This is a genomic window from Fimbriimonas sp. LA-C6, assembly GCF_055398105.1.
In genome coordinates this window covers 2,045,295-2,063,332 of record NZ_AP038796.1, presented here as the reverse complement: position 1 = coordinate 2,063,332, position 18,038 = coordinate 2,045,295, and the positions used below count along the sequence as shown (strand labels likewise).

14 protein-coding genes are annotated in these 18,038 nt (G+C 55.6%); 3 read left to right on the top strand and 11 right to left on the bottom strand.

What is annotated here, in order from left to right; genetic code table 11:
* Nucleotides 1–9 precede the first annotated feature (9 nt).
* Nucleotides 10–354 carry a methyltransferase family protein gene (locus ACZ51B_RS09515; RefSeq protein WP_464297011.1) on the top strand — a complete coding sequence of 115 codons (345 nt, stop codon included), beginning with the start codon at nucleotides 10–12 and terminating at the stop codon, nucleotides 352–354.
* Here ACZ51B_RS09515 and ACZ51B_RS09510 read toward each other — a convergent pair.
* The 11 genes from ACZ51B_RS09510 to ACZ51B_RS09460 form a co-directional block, all read right to left on the bottom strand.
* Nucleotides 329–628 carry a hypothetical protein gene (locus ACZ51B_RS09510; RefSeq protein ID WP_464297010.1) on the bottom strand — a complete coding sequence of 100 codons (300 nt, stop codon included), beginning with the start codon at nucleotides 626–628 and terminating at the stop codon, nucleotides 329–331. The two genes, ACZ51B_RS09515 and ACZ51B_RS09510, sit on opposite strands and share 26 nt — an antisense overlap.
* Nucleotides 629–1,693, bottom strand: coding sequence for a peptide chain release factor 1 (gene prfA / locus ACZ51B_RS09505; RefSeq protein WP_464297009.1), 1,065 nt, complete (start codon nucleotides 1,691–1,693; stop codon nucleotides 629–631).
* Nucleotides 1,686–1,880 (bottom strand): hypothetical protein, encoded by a 195-nt coding sequence (locus ACZ51B_RS09500; RefSeq protein ID WP_464297008.1) that lies wholly within the window; start codon nucleotides 1,878–1,880, stop codon nucleotides 1,686–1,688. Before ACZ51B_RS09500 ends, prfA begins: the two co-directional genes overlap by 8 nt.
* Before the next feature lie 8 nt (nucleotides 1,881–1,888).
* Nucleotides 1,889–3,091 (bottom strand): M48 family metalloprotease, encoded by a 1,203-nt coding sequence (locus ACZ51B_RS09495; RefSeq protein ID WP_464297007.1) that lies wholly within the window; start codon nucleotides 3,089–3,091, stop codon nucleotides 1,889–1,891.
* 4 nt (nucleotides 3,092–3,095) lie between these two features.
* Nucleotides 3,096–3,494, bottom strand: coding sequence for a cupin domain-containing protein (locus ACZ51B_RS09490; protein ID WP_464297006.1), 399 nt, complete (start codon nucleotides 3,492–3,494; stop codon nucleotides 3,096–3,098).
* On the bottom strand, nucleotides 3,491–4,447 hold the full coding sequence (locus ACZ51B_RS09485; protein ID WP_464297005.1) for an alcohol dehydrogenase catalytic domain-containing protein: 957 nt from the start codon (nucleotides 4,445–4,447) through the stop codon (nucleotides 3,491–3,493). Before ACZ51B_RS09485 ends, ACZ51B_RS09490 begins: the two co-directional genes overlap by 4 nt.
* Complete coding sequence (locus ACZ51B_RS09480; protein WP_464297004.1) at nucleotides 4,444–5,460, bottom strand: zinc-dependent alcohol dehydrogenase; 1,017 nt, start codon at nucleotides 5,458–5,460, stop codon at nucleotides 4,444–4,446. Before ACZ51B_RS09480 ends, ACZ51B_RS09485 begins: the two co-directional genes overlap by 4 nt.
* 94 nt (nucleotides 5,461–5,554) lie before the next feature.
* Nucleotides 5,555–7,606 (bottom strand): hypothetical protein, encoded by a 2,052-nt coding sequence (locus tag ACZ51B_RS09475; protein ID WP_464297003.1) that lies wholly within the window; start codon nucleotides 7,604–7,606, stop codon nucleotides 5,555–5,557.
* A gap of 40 nt (nucleotides 7,607–7,646) precedes the next feature.
* A complete protein-coding gene (locus ACZ51B_RS09470) occupies nucleotides 7,647–9,692 on the bottom strand; it encodes a tetratricopeptide repeat-containing glycosyltransferase family 2 protein (protein ID WP_464297002.1) in 2,046 nt (681 codons plus the stop codon).
* The gene (locus ACZ51B_RS09465; protein WP_464297001.1) at nucleotides 9,689–9,961 is read right to left on the bottom strand and encodes a MerR family transcriptional regulator; all 273 of its coding nucleotides are present in this window, start codon (nucleotides 9,959–9,961) and stop codon (nucleotides 9,689–9,691) included. Before ACZ51B_RS09465 ends, ACZ51B_RS09470 begins: the two co-directional genes overlap by 4 nt.
* A gap of 99 nt (nucleotides 9,962–10,060) precedes the next feature.
* Nucleotides 10,061–13,462 (bottom strand): glycosyl hydrolase, encoded by a 3,402-nt coding sequence (locus ACZ51B_RS09460; protein ID WP_464297000.1) that lies wholly within the window; start codon nucleotides 13,460–13,462, stop codon nucleotides 10,061–10,063.
* 60 nt (nucleotides 13,463–13,522) lie between these two features.
* On the opposite strand from ACZ51B_RS09460, the gene ACZ51B_RS09455 reads away from it, so the two are divergent.
* Nucleotides 13,523–16,051 carry a M14 family zinc carboxypeptidase gene (locus ACZ51B_RS09455; RefSeq protein ID WP_464296999.1) on the top strand — a complete coding sequence of 843 codons (2,529 nt, stop codon included), beginning with the start codon at nucleotides 13,523–13,525 and terminating at the stop codon, nucleotides 16,049–16,051.
* A 141-nt stretch (nucleotides 16,052–16,192) separates the two neighbouring features.
* Entirely contained in the window at nucleotides 16,193–18,028 is a 1,836-nt protein-coding gene (gene typA / locus ACZ51B_RS09450; RefSeq protein WP_464296998.1) for a translational GTPase TypA, read from the top strand.
* Nucleotides 18,029–18,038 lie beyond the last annotated feature (10 nt).

Genomic DNA, 18,038 nt, shown 5'->3' with positions numbered 1-18,038 from the left:
TTCTCAGTAATGGCAGCAATCGGGCTGTATTGCGCAACGCTGTTTGTTCGCTTTGGAAGTGGAACCCCGCTTCCCCTAGACAGCACCACGCGATTCATTGTCCTCGGACCCTATCGATATGTCCGAAACCCCATGGCCATCACCGGCCTCACCCAAGGCTTCGCCGTTGGATTGATTGCTCAATCACCCATCGTAATGCTGTATGCCATCCTTGGCGGTTTCGTCTGGAACTACGTCGCACGAGGATACGAAGAGCGTGACCTAGAGGCGAGGTTCGGCGAGACCTTTGTGGCCTACCGCAATTCCGTCCGGTGCTGGATACCGAAGCTCAAGCCTTATCCGAAGCAGCCTTAAGAAACGCAATCGCCGACTCGCAATGCCACCGAATGTGATCCAACTCGAACAGCAAAGCTTCCAGATTGGAAGGGTTTTGTATAGCTTCAGGCGCTAAAGTTTCACGAATCACGTCAGCCGCCTGAAGCAAATCATGCACATCCACAGCGATGCCTTCCACCGTATCGGTCGCAAAACCGGTGTTCAGGATGGCATCCTGCAGGTCTTCACCCAGCCGCCAATATTCGGGGACCAGGGTGTCGTTGCGCTCCGTGTTCGGGTCGGGGCGCGTCATTTAGTTGCCCTCTTCTTCCGCGAGTCTTCTGGCCTGTTCATCCTGAACAAGTGCGTCGAGTAGTGGCTGAATATCGCCATCCATAAACGCCTGAACGTTGTTCACCTGATAGCCGATTCGGTGGTCCGAGATGCGGCTTTGAGGGAAGTTATAGGTCCGAATCTTCTCGCTCCGATCCCCGCTTCCAATCTGTCCTTTTCGAATACCAGCCCGCTCGGCCTGGGCCTTTTCTACTTCCATCTGCTGCAGCTTGGCGCGAAGAACCGCCATCGCTTTCAGCTTGTTCTGAGCCTGGCTTCGTTCGTCTTGACAGGTGCTCACCAGCCCAGTCGGCTTATGAATAATCCGAATCGCCGTCTCGTTCTTCTGCATGTGCTGACCACCCGCAGAAGACGAACAGAACGTGCTGATCTCCAGATCCTTCGGGTCCACCACAAAGTCGACCTCCTCAGCCTCAGGAAGCACCGCAACCGTCACCGTGGAGGTATGAATGCGTCCCTGACTCTCCGTGGCCGGAACACGTTGCACTCGGTGTACGCCACTTTCATGCTTCAGCTGGCTGTAAGCCCCCTGCGCCTCAATGCTAAAGACCACGCGAGAGAGACCGCCAATCCCACTCTCTTCATGGTCCATAACCTCAGCTTTCCACCGACGGCGCTCGGCATATCGGGTGTACATGCGGAACAGCTCATTGGCAAACAGCGCAGCTTCATCTCCGCCAGCAGCAGGTCGGATCTCCACAATGATGTTCTTCTCGTCCATCGGATCTTTAGGGACGAGCATGCCTTTCAGCGTGGTTTCCAGTTGCGCAATGATCGGCTCAAGGCGGCTGACTTCTTCCGCCGCAAGCTCCTTCATGTCGGCATCTTCCAACATCTCTTCGGATTCAGCCAGATTGCCCTTCGCCTTCTTCAGCTCTCGGAATGTGTTGACGATCGGCTCCAGTTCAGATCTGAGCTTCCCAAGTCGTTGAAGCTCCTTGGGGTTCGTTACGATTTCTGGATTGTTATAATCGGCCTCGACAGAATCAAATCTGCGCTCGATTTCTTGAAGCTTGTCAAACATTCTCTGTTCTTAATTGTACCGTTTCGGTGAAGGTGGCAAGGGTTGAGACCTGCCCACTGTCGATCAAGCCATACCGAGTCTTCATCTCTTGAAACACATCTTCAGCAGGTCGCCCCAGTCCCTGTTCGGATTCCTTAAGACCCTGACGAACTGCATCAATGAACCCAGAAGCTTCGGTCTGATCCATAGCTCGACCTAAGGCGTATCCCAAACGCGGTACCCAAGGTTGAAAATCGCCATCCTCATGTTCTTCAGCGTAGCAGCCTTGAACTCAGGGAACGTAACCTCCGCGGCCTTCGCATCCTCTTCCGTAATCGTAAACAGCGGCTTGCCACGACCAATGATCTGGCCGTCCTTACCAGCGGTCGTCTCGTAAATCTCAGGCGTCTGGTCCAGATACTCGTTCAGCTTGCTAGCAGCATCATCCGCACGTTTCAGAGCATCCGTTCCAGCGAACGAGGTGATCTCTTTCTTGCCAAAGTAAACGGTGACAGTCCCCCGCTCCCCGGGCTTCACGGTGGCCCGCCAAGTGGTCGTAACTTTGCTGCGCGAAACAGGGACACCCGCCGCACCCATGTACTTGATCAGGCTAAAAGCGCGCTCCTGGCTGGGTGGGTGAGTCTTATAAATGCCCCAATCAATGTTGCCCGCAGCGCGGTCGCGAACCGCCAACCGCTCCATAAAGGTGAGCATCCCAGTCGGGTTGTAGTGGCTCTTCAGCATGTACTGGAAGCCAGCGTAGTCCGCAGCTTCCTCAGCCTGAACACTCCAGCCACTAGCCTTGGCCTGGCCAAACAACTGCCCAAGCATCGCCGCATCACCCGTAACTCCACCGCCGCCCGTGAAGATGGCGATCAAGATAAGGGGCAGGGTGAAATTCTGGACCTTGGCGTACTCGCGTTGAAGGGTCGCCACGTGCCGAAGGCTCGCGTGAGCGACTTCGTGAGCCAAAACACCCGCAAGCTCATCGTCACTCTCAACGGTCTTCAGAAGCCCTTCAAACACATAAAGGTGACCACCAGGGATCGAAAACGCATTGACGTCCTCACCCTTCACCACCTTGAATTCGTAGTCAAAAACGTTCTTGCGCGGATCACCCCAACTCACGTTGACCGTGTTGGCATTCGCGATGTTTGCCATCTCCGTGCCGATTTTCTGAACCCGCGCTATGAAGTCGGCATTCGTGCTCAGCTTGTACTCTTTGTCCGCCATCTCAGCATATTTCTTGCCGAGCTCTTTGTCGGACTGGATGTCCTTATCATGCTGAATGCGCTCTTTCTCAGCTTTGTCCTGCTTGGCTGGGGGCGTCGTTTGAGCAGGGGTTTGCGCCTGTAGGTGTGGTGGGGCAGCTGGCAGTGCAGATGCCGTGATACCTAAAAGAGTGAGCGCAATGATCATGGTTTTATTCCGACGCGCGAGGGGTGCCGTCCGTGTTAAGCAGAATAGGTCTATCCCGCTCCTTATCCACCACACAAAGGATTCCAAAGGGCTCCTTGGTGTCGTTTTTGAACTGATGAGGAACGTTACCAGCAACTCGGACCACGTCGCCTGTGGAAATCTCCGACCAGTCCTGATTCAGACAAACCGTTCCGTTTCCACGTAGGACCACCACAAAGTGTTCGTGTTCGTGCTTCTCATAAGAGGTGTATCCGCCCGGTGCCAGCTCAAAGTATCGCGCTTCAAACTTCGAATCACCGCCGCCGATAATGCGCCGCGAGACAGCCACCCACGTGCCGGGTTCGTCCTTGTAGGTCGTCATCTCCACATCAGGAAATGAAAACCCCTCGTTGCGCGTGATCATGACCACACGACCATCGGTTTTAAGATTTCACCTTTCTTCATTTGCAAATAACGTTCAGGAAGCTCGGAGAGTTCAATGAAAGAGCTTACTACCTGCTCGGCTCTGATCTTCCCTTCACGAATCCAACTCGCCGCCTGCTGAGTGTCGTTGGGACCACACGAGTAGGCGTTGACGATGCGTACATCTTTAAAATACGCCGACTGAGGCATCCGTAAGTCCTCCCCGGGACCCAAAGGTGCAAACATCACGATAGTTCCACCCGCTTCAACGATGCCAAGGGCGAACTCAAAAGCAGCTTGCGACCCCGGACACACAAATACAGTCTGAGCCGACTGAGCTCCAGAGGGTGTCTGAGCCTCCAGCCCGAGCTCCTTAGCCCAAGACACACGCGACTCGTTCAGGTCATACCCAATAGCAGAGGGCCGTAGCGCCAGCATGTGCATCAGACCCATCACTCCAAGGCCCACGACAGCGATTCGGTGGGAGGCATCTGTTTGAGAGAGGCGAATCGACTTGGCGACACACGCCAGCGGTTCGATAAGCGCCCCATCCACCGCTCGCAGATCATCAATCACCACCGTGTCGTTCAGGTTCTCTGGTCCCACCGCAAACCGGTCCGCCATGCCACCTGGCACAAGCTTGGTCCGTTTCCACTGTTCGCAGTGAACATACTGACCCGCTTGGCAGAGATCGCATTTCAAGCAAGGAGCGTGATGGTGCGGGAACACGCGTGCCCCAATAGGGAAGCGCGGGTCCTGAGATTCAATCACCTTGCCCGCAACCTCATGCCCCAGCACGTGAGGGATCTTGCGATCCATGTACCAGTCCATCAGTTCGCCAGAGCACAGCCCACAAGCTTCGGTCTCAATGAGCAAACCGCCCTCAGGACACGTAGGCTCTTGCTCCTCCACAATGGAGACCTGTCCGTTGCCGATGTATCGCGCTACTTTCATGGTTTGAAAACGTATTTGATTCCTTTGCCCGTCCGAAGGTCTTCAAAGACCTGATCCGCTTCCTCAAGGGATCGTTCGGAAGTGATGAGGCTGCTCAGATCCAAGTTAGGATTCGAGATCCAGTCCCGGGAGGTTTTCACCGCTTGGGTCCCGAAGTGGAAAGGTGAGATCAGGATGATCTGATCGTAGTGCAGTCGGTGCGTGTCGAACTGCGCTTTCGTCCCCCCAGCGCAGCCGCCGAACAGCAGAACTGTGCCTCCACGGCGGGCGAAATCCACACTTTTCTCCCACACCGACACCTGACCGGTGCACTCAATCACCACATCAAATCCGCGTCCCTCAAAGGGTTGTGCCTCCTCAAAGGGAACCGTAGTGGCTCCGAGCTTCTCGCCCGCCGCCAGTCGCAAGGGGTTTCTACCCGCGAGGACCACATCCTTAACTCCAAGAAGCTTCAGCGCAGCCACGAACATCAGGCCAATAGCTCCCGGGCCAATGATGAGAACCGACGGATTATGCTCAACCCTCAAAGCCTGAGATCGCTGAAGCTCCAGAATCCCTTGTGCCACGCAAGCCAGCGGTTCCAGCAGGGAAGCCTGCTCAAAAGACACATGCGCAGGTTTCAGGAACATGTTGAGCTTCGCAATGCGGGCGGGAACCAGCAAGTACTCCGCATACGAGCCCAGCACCTTGGAAGACATAATGCTCTCGCACAGATTCTCCTGGTCGCGCTGACACCAGTAGCAGCTCTGGCAAGGAGCCGAGTGAACACCCATCACAGCATCGCCGACCTTGAAAGGCGCGCCCTCACCCACCGCAACCACCTCACCGCTATACTCATGCCCCAGGGGGCCAGGCATAGGGATCTGCGAGTGACCTCGGAGAAACGCCTTAAGGTCCGTTCCACAAGTAGTAGCAGCTTTTACGCTAAGCAGAACATCGCCAACTCCTGGAGTAGGGACATCCACCTCGCAAAGGGTCAGTCTGCCGGGGGCTTCTAGGATGAGTGATCGCATCGGTAAATCAAAGGAGGCACAAACACACCTCTTTCTATGATTGTGAACGATTCCCTTCGACCGGATTTGAAAGCAAAACAAACGAAGGGATTGACTATTTTCTAGGAGGGAATCGAAGCCGGTAGATTCGAGATTGCACCTGAGTTGCAGCCCTTGTGAGTTCTTCGTAAGGTGTATCCGTAACCGTCACAAGACCAATGTTGTAGTTCTCTCCATCCCAGGTACGGCCCACGAGCGGCTCGTCAACATACTGAAACCAATGGCAACCCACGAAGGACGGATGCGCCGCAACACTCTCAATATAGGCTTTGTAGTACGCAGCGCGTTCCGCTTGGTTAATGGTAGGAACCAATCCAGGATGGAACATGCCCCGATCCACCGCTCCAAAATGAAACTCGCCAATAATGCACGGCTTGTTGAGTTCCTTGAGATAGCCCCACGTTGAAGAATCGATGCTCTTTTGGTAGATGTTATAGCTCACAACATCGCACACTTCCGCCGCTGCCTTCTCGACCTCAATAGTCTTCCAAGCCAATCGACAACCCAGATAGAGATGGTTCGGGTCTTCTCTTTTGAGGATGCTAGAGATAGTCTGGAAGTACTTCGTAGCGAACGCATGGACGAACTCCGACGCGTCGGTCCGATAAGCGGAACGACTGGGCACAATCGCACGCACCGATTCCCAACTGTCGAAGGACGACTGCCAGGATTGATTGAGCTTCGATAGATCGCCGTACTTGCTCTTGAGTTGTTTGATGAACGCAGCTCTCGCGGAAGAGGTTGCGTCAGACAGAGCACCCTTAGCAAGTCCATACGCCCCATCAGGTCCGTCGCCGACCCAGCTCAGTTCGTTATCAACGAAGTACCCAATGCACCAGGGATCTCCTTTAACTTTACGAATCAGATCCTTAAGGCTGTTCTCCGCGTCGGTTTTGAACTGAGGGGCAAAAGGATCGTGCATTTTGCCCCAATAGTCGGTCCCGCTCTCAATGCGTGGATGATCTCCATAGACACCGCCAGTCGCCACATAGGGCATGCGCTTGGTGGTGTAAAAACGTTCATCCGACCAGTTGCCAATGGTGTTGAACCCCCACGCGGAGAGTCGCTTGAGAACGCTCTCTTGCCACATGGAGAGATAGTTCTCGCCGTATTTTCTGTAGAGGTTCGCGCCATAAAAATTGAAGGCTTGCCCCGATTTCCGGGGGCCAGAATGCATACCCGTGACCTGAAAAGCAAATCTCGCAGCGGGGTCCCCAGCCTTAGGCAGCTCTTCAAACAGCGATTCTCGGCCCTCCGTAAAAGTGTCTTCGTTCGGCGTGATCGTGTCCACCCCTAGCGACACAAACAGATGCCCTAAAGGATCGACCAAGCTCCACTTATCCCCGACCTTGGCTGTACGGAAAAAGCCTGTCGCGTCGAGCTTTGGCCCGTCCGCCCATCCCCCATAGGAGTCCCGCTTCTCATCGCTCTTGTGCGTGGGCAACGAATCAGGCTTCTTAAGGTCGTCAAGGGAGTGGACTTTGCCCGGCCAATCCGATTTCGCATACTGCCCAAACCGATCCACGATCCCTTTCATTGGTATCGGACCCACGGTTCGGAGATTGCTCACAATCAGATGCGTCGCCTCCTTGGGCAAGTGCATAAAGATCTGCAGTTGGACCACGTGGCTTGCATCAAACCCCGGTGCTCCATTCGCACTACTCGTGGTTCCGTTCGGATATCCCGGTCCAGCTCTCATCCCAAGCGCTTCAGCTTGTGACGCGAGAGCGATGTACACCGTTTGAGATTTGCCTGCCTCAACCGCAACGTTTGCGGTACGGCTGTGCTGCCACCCATCAGCAGTCTCAGCATCATCAAATCGCACACCAAAGGTGAGCGTGGATTTGGTTGGGTTGACGACGTCAAGCGCGAGCGCCCCAGAGCCACTCCAGTTCCAGGGAGTGTTAGGCTTCAGTAAGACATTGGGCCACTCAGATGGATGGAACGTAATGTCCAACGCATGCGACGCCCCTTTTTGAATCTGCTGAAAGCCGCTGTTGTTCGTTTTCAACAGAGCCATCTCTTGCGTCTCGAAGCTGCAAATCCTCTGATCTGCCTGAGCACAAACCGAAAGGAGCATCGTCGCCCAAAGCTGGAGGGTAATCATATGTATGCCTGCCGTCTATGACAGCATACGAAATTTCGACCTAAGCCGCAGCGATTTGTTCGCTCTGCACGATCTTGATGTTGTGCCGCGCCCGCTCATGAGCAGGATTCAACGCAATCGCTTGGTTGTAGCTCTTGATGGCCCCCTCATTGAGCCCTGACATAGCCAGAGAGTTACCCAAGGTGAACCACGCATCCGCATTAAGCGGATCGTATTTGAGGCCCGTCTGGTAAAGATGGGCAGAATCCTGCGGTAGTCCCAGCCGATACAGAAGATCGCCGCAGTTGAAGTACGCATTCGCGCACTCGGGTTCTCGCTTAATCGCTTCCGTAAAGCACTGAAGCGCCCGCTCCGCATCACCAGCAGATTCTAATGTTCGTCCCCAGTTGATCAGGATCTCGGCAGTCGGTTCGTGTACTTTCGCAAAAGCATCATAAGCAGACAGCAGCCCCGCCATGTCCCCCTGCGCCTCACAAGCATTCACCCACCCAACCCACGCATCGTAGTCATCAGTCGCCGCTTCCCAAGCGGATTGAAACGCCTGCACAGCGTCCCTGAACTTCTGCATATGAAGCGAAATTCTCCCAACGCCCTTATTGGCAAGAGCAGCCGATTCTGGGTCGATCACCGCTCGTCGGAAGTACGACAGCGACTCTTCCTCACGCCCCATCTTCTCTAAAATCGCGCCCTTAGAATAGAGGGCAGAAGGCATGTTCGGATCGATTTCGAGCGCCTGATCAAGTGCCTTAAGAGCATCCTTATACCGTCCCAAAACGGCATAAATCTGCCCAAGAACCACGAGCCGCTTGTGCGTAAAGATCCCCCGATCCCCCGTCATCCCGGTAGGCCAATCGCACTTCATGCACTTCTCGGCAGCCAGCAGCGCCTCATTGTGCCGCCCCGCTTTCAGATAGATTTGTGCGCGCTCAAACTCATTGATAATGCCGCCAAACCCTTTGGCATCAGCCTCATCACACGCCTTAAGAGCATGGTCAAACTTGTTCTGGTTCCCAGCAGACACAGCAACGATCTGGTAGGCAAGCCGTCCGTAATCAGCATCCGGAGCCATCAGATTGATGCAGGTCAGGGCCGCATTTTCGGCCTCTGGGAAACGATGGGCAACAAAATAAGTGTTGGCCATGTTGAACCAGTGGAACGGATCACGAGGCGACTCACGCACCTCTTTCTCAAGAATCCGAACCGTCCGCTCAATCTTCCCCCGCGCCTCCATCACCGAAGGCCGATACCCATAGTGCAGCAACTGAGCGCCGTCAAGCCGCACCCACTGCATGCCCAGATTGGCAAGCGAAGGCGTAATCTGCTCGTGAATCCTTCCCGTAAACTGGACCCCAGGCAAAAGCCGAAACAGCCGAGTCGGCCAGTGGCGAAACTCATTGCCACCCTCCCGCTCGTCCGTAAAGTTCAAAATCTCAATGTCGTACCCGCCAAACTGAGGCCGAGCAATCCCATGCTTAATAGCCGCCGCACTCTCCGGCGTTAGCTCCTCATCAGCATCAATCCAAAGCGCCCAATTGCCAGTCGCCAGCTTAAGTGCCTCATTCCGCGCCGCCGCAAAGTTATCACACCACTCAAAGCTGCCAATGATCGCCCCATACTTCTTGGCAATCCGAACCGTCCGATCAGTAGAGCCCGTATCCACCACCACGATCTCATCGACCACCCCTTTAAGGCTGCTCAAACACCGATCAAGGTTCTCCTCTTCGTTCTTAGTGATCAGACAAGCCGTCAGCTTCGTGCCCACATGGCGACCCGAACTGTTGTAGTGACTGGAAATTCGCCCCAGAGCCACCGCCGCCTCAGCATTAGTCGGATCCAACTGGAGAGTACAGGTAAGAAAATCGCCCAGCAGTTCGCAAAGAAGGTCGTATCGCTTCGCGCCCTCTAACTTGGGAAGAAGCTGAATCGCCTCTGCTTCGCTGGAGAAGTACATGCTGCAAAGAGCACGCTCACAGAGGAGATCTCGATTGGTAGGGTCCTGGACAAGGGCAGTCGTGATAAGCCCGAGCGCATCTGCATAGCGTCGGTTCGTCGATGCCTCGATGACCTTGTCCAGGATGTTGTTCACGCTGCTTGAGATCCGGTCCTTGCAAGGTGGCGTCGCGCCCCTGCGATGCTAAACATCTCGTCTCGTAGCAACCGCTTAATCAGAAAAACGGTTTGAATATCTTCGGGTCGATAACGGCGCTGCCCGCCTTCCGTTCGAATTGGGTCCAAGAACTGTTCAAATTCCTTTTCCCAGTATCGAAGGGTATGGACCTCAACACCGGTAATCCGGCTGGCCACGCTGATGCTGACCGCCTGATCTGCTTTGCTTAATCGCCGCTCGCTCGCCATGATAGAAACTCAGGATGCTTACTCAGCGTCCCTTGATTGATCTTCGGCAAATTCCTGGTGATTTTACAGAGGGAGAGTCGCCAACTCCCAAAATCTAGCCTACTGAGGCTCCTTCACCAGCCTCACAGGCCCCAACAACCCCGATGAAACCAGCGGCGACTTAGGCGAATAAGGGTTACCACCATCCACCCAAGTGAGCCGCTTCGCCGCCGGCAAGCCACTGTCCTTAATCAGCCGATTCACCCAAAGATTCGCCACCGTGATCTCCAACTGGTTGTTCTTCGCCTTCAACGCACCGGTCACATCCACCCGCCAAGGCGCACACCAAACAGCCCCCAAATCCTTCCCATTCAGCCGAACCTGAGCCATATTCTTGACCGTTCCCAGGTCCAGATAAACCCGATTCCCCTTCACCACCACCGGCGCATCAAAGCTCTTCCGATAAACAGCCTTCCCCGAATAGTGCCGAATCCCATCCTCAGGCCGCTTGGTCCAATCCTCCAACGACGGGAACGCCACCGAAGCAGGCCCACCCCACTTGGGATCAAACGAAACATTCCAAGACCCCTTCACCAAAGAAATCACGCTGGAGCCTCTAAAATTCGGCCCCGTCGAACTTGCCGACAAAATTGGCTTTCGGAAGATCACAAAGTAAGACTGCAACGGAGCAAACTTGATCGGAACAATCGTCTGGTCCCCAAGCATCTGGAACTCCGGCAACTCACGAATCTCACCCGTCACAGGATTCCAAAGCTCCGGCTGCCGATTAGCCACCCGAAACACACACTTAGCATCCGCCTCTTTGTCGCTGGGGTTCGCCACAAAGTAGATGTCCGTATTCCCATCCACCCGATGCGTATACCGAAGCGGAGTCTCGGACCCAAAATCCGGCTGCACATTCTGAAGCCCAAGGATCTGAGTGACGAACCGATAGTCCCCATACTGATCCGGCTCCTTAGACTCCCCCTGCCGATTCCAAGGCAGCGTCCCAAAATCCCCCAAAAGCTGCACCGGCTTCCACTCAACCCGAGAGGTAGAACCACTCCACTGATCATCGGTGGTCACCACCAACCCACTCCCCGACCGGTAGCTGACTTCCACAGCCCCTATCAGACCCGCAGGGTTCGGCTTCTCCCCCGCATTCACCGCCTCCACTTCAATCACGTTCTCGCCAACCTTCAAAAACGGCGCAACGTCAAACGTATAAGTCTGATTGAAGTTATCACCGCTCCCCACAAGCCGACCATTAACAAACAGATCAAACGAGTTGTCAGCCGTCATCTGGATCTGCGCAGCCTGCACCCCCGAACTCACCTGAATAGCCCGCCTAAAAAACCTCTTCCCAACAGGCGCTTCCGCAGCAGGATTCCCAGCCTCCGGATACCAGATCCACTTGGCAGTAAGAAGCGGTGCAACCTTCTTAGGCGCAACACGAGCATCCCAATAAACTCTCCCAGAGCCAAAGGCATGCTCCCGCACATTCACCCCATCACAAGCACCCCAAACCTCATCCCCAATCGCTTTCACCTGGTCGTCACACTGCGGATAACCCACAAGACTAGGCGACTTAATAGGACGAGGACCCACCACCGTAGCCCCCGCAGCCACCAAATCCCGTACCTTCCGTAGCAGCTTTGGCGTCATCGTCTCTCGCGACGGCAAAACCAACACCCGATAGCTCATCCCGTCAGGCAAAACAAGCCGCCCATTCTTCACGCTCATCCGTTCGATCAGCGTGTCCGGAGCACACCCATCAAAGTTGTAACTCAGCCGGTCAGGCGGGGTACCCCGGGTAGCCGAAGGCGGCGGCAAGAACACATGAGGCGCACCCTCTGCCACCAAAAAACAAACATCCGCAACCGAAGTCCCCTGCCGCAAAAGCTGATTACACCGCGACAAGTAGGTGTGATAAGCAGGCACAAGATCCCACCACGTCTGAGTCCGATCCCAATGAACCCCATATCCCCCACCCGGCCCCATCGTCATCCCCGGTGAGTGGTTCAACACCGGCTGATGCTGGTACCTGTGGAAGTTAAATCGGTTCACGCCAGCAGTAAAAGCCCAGTCCCCCAGAGCCTTCATCGTAGTCGGATAGTCCTTCCAAGCCTCGTCGTCCGACGAAGTAAACGCCTCCGCAGCCACCACCCGCTTGCCATTCGTGTGCGCAATCGAAGCAGCCTCCGTGACGCTAAAGAAAGTGTCAAACCCGTGAAGCCAAAACTCCGCCATCGGAACATCCGCCGCCGCCCCAAGGCTCATATCCGAGGTCGGATTCATGTCATAAGGCTCAATCGAAAGCCCCATCCCGTTCTTATGAGCCAGCTCCGCAAGATGACGCGCGTGATTCTCAATCACCAGCTCCTGCGCCACCTGCCGCAGGTCCCAAAGGAACCGCTCAGACACCTCCAAACTACCCACCACCCGCCCCGCAATAACCGGCAGATAGGGAAGCAGGTCATAACCCGTTCGCTTCCTAAACTCATCGCGGAACTGGCCAGTCCAGTTCTGAGACCCCATCTCCCAACTATCGATGTGCAACATCTTAAGACCGCCCTGAGAATTAGGGTTCTGCGGCCCAATCTCGCGCAAAAGCGTCCCCACAAACGCCTCAAAGTGGGCATCCAGAGCCGCCTTGTCCATCTTGTCAGACTCCAACCCAATCCCAGGCTCCGGTGCAGGGCGAGTACAAGCGCCCGTCGTCGTGCATCCGAATCGTAAGACGGTCCACTTCCCAGGGGGCGCATCCCAAACGAGACGCCCATCAGCAGTCAGCTTGGAGATCAGATCAATAACGCCCGACTGCGGCGTAATGGCATTGCCCGGAAAGTCGGGGAACTTCGCAGGCGAGGGCAAAGTGAACTTCGCATAAGACATCGAAGACACCGCATGTCTCAAATTAAGCGCCTTCTCCGGAAGGTCCGTTATCTTGTCGTTCCCACTAGGAGTAGGGATAGCAAGAACCGCCACGTCCTGATAAAACTCATCCGCCGCCTTCTTAAGCACAGGCGGCAACGAGTCCCCAAAGTAAGGCCGCGGACGAGGTGCCTGGGGCAGCTTCGCATCAAAGTGGACTGGCCCCGTCACTTCTGTAGAACTGCCCACCAAACTCTGCATCGACTGCTCAGGCTTCACCCAAGGCCCCCCGCTCCCCGTCCACCCCGGACCCGCATTCAGGGTGATTTCCAGCCCAAGACGAGTCGCCTCCGACACAGCGTGCTTAAAAAGCTGTCGCCACTGAGGGCTCATAAACTCAACCGGCCCACGCGGAATCCCGATGTTCACCTCAAGAAACATCAGCCCACCAATGCCCGCTTTCTTCAGCGCCTCAAAGTCGGTCGTAATCCCTTCCTTCGTCAGCGTCCCATCCATGATGTAGAAATACACCCAGGGTCTGGCCGAGTCAGGTGGATTCACAAACGAGGCTGCCAGAGTGTCTTGGAGCAACGGCTTGGACTGAAGCGGCATGCTCAGCATGTATCCGAGAAGGAGGGGGACAATCATGTGCGTTACCAACCAGCAGGAGCATACACCTGAGTTCGCAGAACCCTGCTAAAATGCGACATGCTGACGACCTTGCTGGTAGCAACTCTGTTGCGCGGTAGCACTTTCGATTTCTACGCCGACGGCCCCTACGATGCCTCGATCCCAAGACCAGAGAGCATCCTCTCCTACGGCCCTGGCGAGAAACACACCAACTTCCGCGACCAAGAGCGGGTCATCATGGCCATCGCCCAGGCAGCCAAGGCAACGGTTCGGATCATCCAATACGGCAAGACCGCCGAAGGCCGCCCTCTGCGCGTGATCGCGATCAGCTCCGCCAAAAACATGGCCCATCTGGACGAGATCCAACAGCAGCACCACCTTCTAGCCCAAGGCAAAGGCGATGCCAGCAAGACCGTCCCCATCACATGGATCAACGAATGCATCCATGGCGACGAGACCGCAAGCTTCGAAACCGGCATGTGGACCCTCTACAACCTGGTCGCATCCAAGAACCCCCGCCTAACCACCGCCCTAGATAAGTCGGTGATCATGCTCAACCCGGTCTACAACCCCGACGGCCACGAGCGATACGTCGTCTACTACAACAGCATCGCCATGGGCGCATCGGATTCAGGCGCCTTCGAGTCCTACCAGCCCGGAACGGTCTACGGACGACTGAACCACTACCGGTTCGACATGAACCGAGACCGCGTCGCCTTCAGTCAAGACGAAACCCGCCAAGAGTTCGCAGAGATGCTGAAGTGGGGCCCGCAGGTGTACATCGACCAACACGGTCAGGTCGGCTCCTACTTCTTCCCACCCGAGCCAATGTCCATCAACCCCAATGTGGGACGCGAGCGCAACGCAAAATGGACCGAGCTCTACGGCCGAGCGACGGGCAAAGCCTTCGACTCACTGGGTCTCAACTACTTCGTAAAGGACACCTTCGACCTCTACTATCCCGGCTATCTGGACGCCAGCACCACCCTCAGCGGCGCAATCGGTATGACCCACGAGACAGACGGCGGCCGAGTCCTTGTCCAAGATCGACCAGACGGCAGCAAAGTCACCTTAAAGCAGGGAGTCTTCAAGCACTTCGTCAGCGCCCGAGCCGTGGTGGAAGCAACGGCAGAGAACGCTTCCGCTCTCTTGGCAGACTACGCGAAGTTCAAAAAGGACGCAGTCAGTGGCGCTTCAGCAGGCAAGTTCCAGCGAGTCGTCCTGACCAGCAAAGACGAGCGTCCGCTAAGACGCTTGTCTGAACAATTGGGTTACGCAGGCATCACCTCCTTCTTCGCAAAGCCCTTCAAGCAGCCAGGAGCACACGACTTCTGGTCTGGAAAAGTGGCCGACACATCCTTTGAAGACAACGTGCTGGTGGTCGACATGGCTCAACCACAAGGAGCACTCGCAAAGGCACTCCTCGAACCAGGTGGACAGTTTGAAGCCGAGTTCATCAAGGCTCAGGTGGAAAAGAAAAAGACCGCTCCAGAAGGTGAGAAGTATCCCGGACCAGATGGCTCAGAGTTCTACGACTGGACCGGATGGGCACTTCCTTACGCTCACGGCCTCAAGGCTTGGTGGTGCGAATCCACTCCCCCAGTGGAGCTGGTCGAAATGAAGCGAAAGGTCGGCACACTCCAAGTCGATAGTTCCGTGGGATACGCCATTCGATACAAGGATCAGGAGGACATTCTTGCGGTGTTCCAAATCCTCCAGGCAGGTGTCAGAGGGTCCGTGACGACCAAGCCTATGCGACTAGGTGGCGTGGACTACCCCAGAGGCACCTTCCTGTTCTTGGCAGGACACAACGAACCAGGCTTCGGAAAGGTGCTCTGCGAGATCGCCGGAAAGCGTGACGTTGCCGTAGAGCCACTCACCAGCAGCTACCCCGACAACGACCGCAACAGCCCCGGCAGCGACACAACCGTCACCCTAAAGAAACCCAACATCGCGGTCGTCATGGGCAACGGCGTAAATCTGGCGCAGAGCGGATACATCTGGTATCTCATGGATCGCGTGTTCCACCTGCCGTTCACAGCAATCAGCTCCAGCGCACTCGCGGGCGATCTCAGCAAGTACACCTGCATCGTGTTCCCATCCGGCGCTTCCGGTAGCACCGGTGGCAAACTGCGCGACTGGATCGCGGCTGGCAACTGCGCCGTCGCGTTCGATGGCTCTTGGGCAGTAGGCTCCAGCGGCTTCACCGAGCTATCAGAAGTGAAGGGCGACCCTCAGAGCCTGCCCGGAGCCTTGTTCAAGGCAGAGATGGATCCCCGAAGCTTCCTCAGCTATGGCTACGAAGCACCCGCGACCGGAAAGATCGAACTCGCCGTCCCCATCCAAGGCGGCCGCTTCTACACCACTCGCAAAGAGGGCGGAAGCATCATTACGTTATCGAACGACGAGAAGGTGACCAAGCTCCTCACGGGCTGGGCATGGCCCGATGATACAGAGAAGAACCTGCGCAACACCGTGTTCCTCCAGGATTCACCCGTGGGCGGCGGACACGCGATTCTGTACTTCCAGGACCCAACCGAGCGTGTCATGTGGCCCGGTCTGTACAAGACTCTTCTCAACGGCATGATCATCGGATCGTCTTTCTAGAGCGAGTTGGGGGCATTACAAAGCCCCCAACCTTCAAAAAGACCCGAGAATTGCGCGTAATTACCCCTGAATGACGTTCCTTGGGAACCTTAACGCCATTATTTAGGGGTCTTGTTGCACCCCAAAGGTACAATTAAGACTATGTCTTCCCCGATCCGCAACGTCGGCATCATTGCACACGTTGACCATGGCAAAACCACTCTGGTCGACGCCATCTTCAAACAAGCGGGGACTTTCCGCGAGAACCAGCATGTTGCAGAGCGAGTGATGGACAGCAACGACCTGGAACGGGAGAAAGGCATCACCATTCTCTCCAAGGTCGCCAGCGTCCGCTACCGCGATTATAAAATCAACATTGTTGATACCCCTGGCCACGCTGACTTTGGTGGCGAAGTTGAGCGCGTGCTCAGCATGGTTGACGGCGTTTTGCTCATTGTCGACGCAAACGAGGGTCCCATGCCTCAAACACGCTTCGTGTTAAAGAAAGCTTTTGAGAACGGCCTCAAGCCCATCGTCTGCATTAACAAGATCGACCGCGAAAACGCACGTCCTGCTTATGCATACGACAAAACACTCGACCTGTTTATCGACCTAGGCGCCGACGAAGACGACCTGTTCTTCCCACACCTCTTCACCAGTGGCGCAGGCGGATTTGCCCGCGTCTCGGCAGACGGTTCCGAGAAGGACATGCGCGAACTGTTCGAGATGATCGTAAACGCAGTTCCTCCTCCCCGCGTGGAGATGGAAGGCGCGTTCCGACTTCAGGTCAACAACCTAGACTACGATCCATACCTCGGACGAATGTTCGGCGGTAAGATCCTACGCGGCTCCATCAAGGTCGGCGACCGAGTTGAGCAGCTCCGCGAAGGTGTCGAGAAGAAGGTCGCGTTCAACGTAACCAAGCTCTGGACATACGAAGGAATCGAACTCAAGGAAGTCGAATCGATCGGCGCAGGCGAGATCGTCATGATGTCGGGACTCGATAAGGTCCTCATCTCAGACACGATTGCCCACGTGGATACAACCGAAGCCCTGCCTTCCATTAAGGTAGAGCCTTCAACCCTGTCCATGAACTTCTATGCCAACAACTCGCCTCTCGCAGGCAAGGACGGCGGCAAGTACCTCACGATCCACAAGATCCGTGAGCGTGTAGAGAAGGAAGAAGCGGTATCCGTTTCCGTTAAGATCGACCCAGAGTCACCAGCCGACGCGGTCAAGGTGCAGGCACGTGGTGAACTTCAGCTCGCGATCCTCATCGAGACGATGCGACGTGAGGGCTACGAAATGCAGATTTCGCGACCTCAGGTTATCTTCAAGCGCGGCGAGAAGAACGAAATCCTCGAGCCGTTCGAAGTAGCAACTCTCGAGTGCCCAGAAGACTCCGTTGGACACGTGATGGAAGACCTCAGCCGCCGAAAGGGCGACCTGGTGGACATGCGAAAGAACGACAACAACACGACGTCGCTCGACTACAGCATCCCAACCCGTGGTCTTATCGGTTTCCGATCAAACTTCCTCACCATGACCCGCGGTCTTGGCCTCATCTCTACTGTGTTCGATGGCTACAAACCATACAAGGGCGAAATCGTCAGCCGAACACAAGGATCGTTGATCAGCAAGGACACCGGAAAGATCACCCGATACGCCTATGAAGACGTGCAAGAGCGTGGAACCCTGTTCTACGAAGTCGGCACCGACATCTACGCCGGAATGATCGTCGGAGCATGCTCACGCGACGAAGACATGGTCGTCAACGCTACCAAACAGAAGGCTGCCAACAACATCCGCTCTGCCTCCAGCGAAGCCACCACCGTCATCGACGCCCACAAGGAGTTCTCCCTCGAACAAGCCCTCTCCTGGCTCCGAGACGACGAACTACTTGAGGTCACCCCCAAGCAACTCCGCTTCCGCAAAAAGATCCTAGACCACAGCGAGCGCCGCGTCTCCGAAAGAAGAAGCGACGTCCCTGTCTTCTAAGAAACCCCAA

What these genes read in the sequence shown, in the direction of transcription:
- ACZ51B_RS09515 (WP_464297011.1), top strand. Translation starts at nt 10, where the DNA reads ATGGCAGCAATCGGGCTGTATTGCGCAACGCTGTTTGTTCGCTTTGGA.
- prfA (WP_464297009.1), bottom strand. Translation starts at nt 1,693, where the DNA reads ATGTTTGACAAGCTTCAAGAAATCGAGCGCAGATTTGATTCTGTCGAG.
- ACZ51B_RS09465 (WP_464297001.1), bottom strand. Translation starts at nt 9,961, where the DNA reads ATGGCGAGCGAGCGGCGATTAAGCAAAGCAGATCAGGCGGTCAGCATC.
- ACZ51B_RS09460 (WP_464297000.1), bottom strand. Translation starts at nt 13,462, where the DNA reads ATGATTGTCCCCCTCCTTCTCGGATACATGCTGAGCATGCCGCTTCAG.
- ACZ51B_RS09485 (WP_464297005.1), bottom strand. Translation starts at nt 4,447, where the DNA reads ATGAAAGTAGCGCGATACATCGGCAACGGACAGGTCTCCATTGTGGAG.
- ACZ51B_RS09475 (WP_464297003.1), bottom strand. Translation starts at nt 7,606, where the DNA reads ATGATTACCCTCCAGCTTTGGGCGACGATGCTCCTTTCGGTTTGTGCT.
- typA (WP_464296998.1), top strand. Translation starts at nt 16,193, where the DNA reads ATGTCTTCCCCGATCCGCAACGTCGGCATCATTGCACACGTTGACCAT.
- ACZ51B_RS09490 (WP_464297006.1), bottom strand. Translation starts at nt 3,494, where the DNA reads ATGATCACGCGCAACGAGGGGTTTTCATTTCCTGATGTGGAGATGACG.
- ACZ51B_RS09510 (WP_464297010.1), bottom strand. Translation starts at nt 628, where the DNA reads ATGACGCGCCCCGACCCGAACACGGAGCGCAACGACACCCTGGTCCCC.
- ACZ51B_RS09500 (WP_464297008.1), bottom strand. Translation starts at nt 1,880, where the DNA reads ATGGATCAGACCGAAGCTTCTGGGTTCATTGATGCAGTTCGTCAGGGT.
- ACZ51B_RS09455 (WP_464296999.1), top strand. Translation starts at nt 13,523, where the DNA reads ATGCTGACGACCTTGCTGGTAGCAACTCTGTTGCGCGGTAGCACTTTC.
- ACZ51B_RS09495 (WP_464297007.1), bottom strand. Translation starts at nt 3,091, where the DNA reads ATGATCATTGCGCTCACTCTTTTAGGTATCACGGCATCTGCACTGCCA.
- ACZ51B_RS09480 (WP_464297004.1), bottom strand. Translation starts at nt 5,460, where the DNA reads ATGCGATCACTCATCCTAGAAGCCCCCGGCAGACTGACCCTTTGCGAG.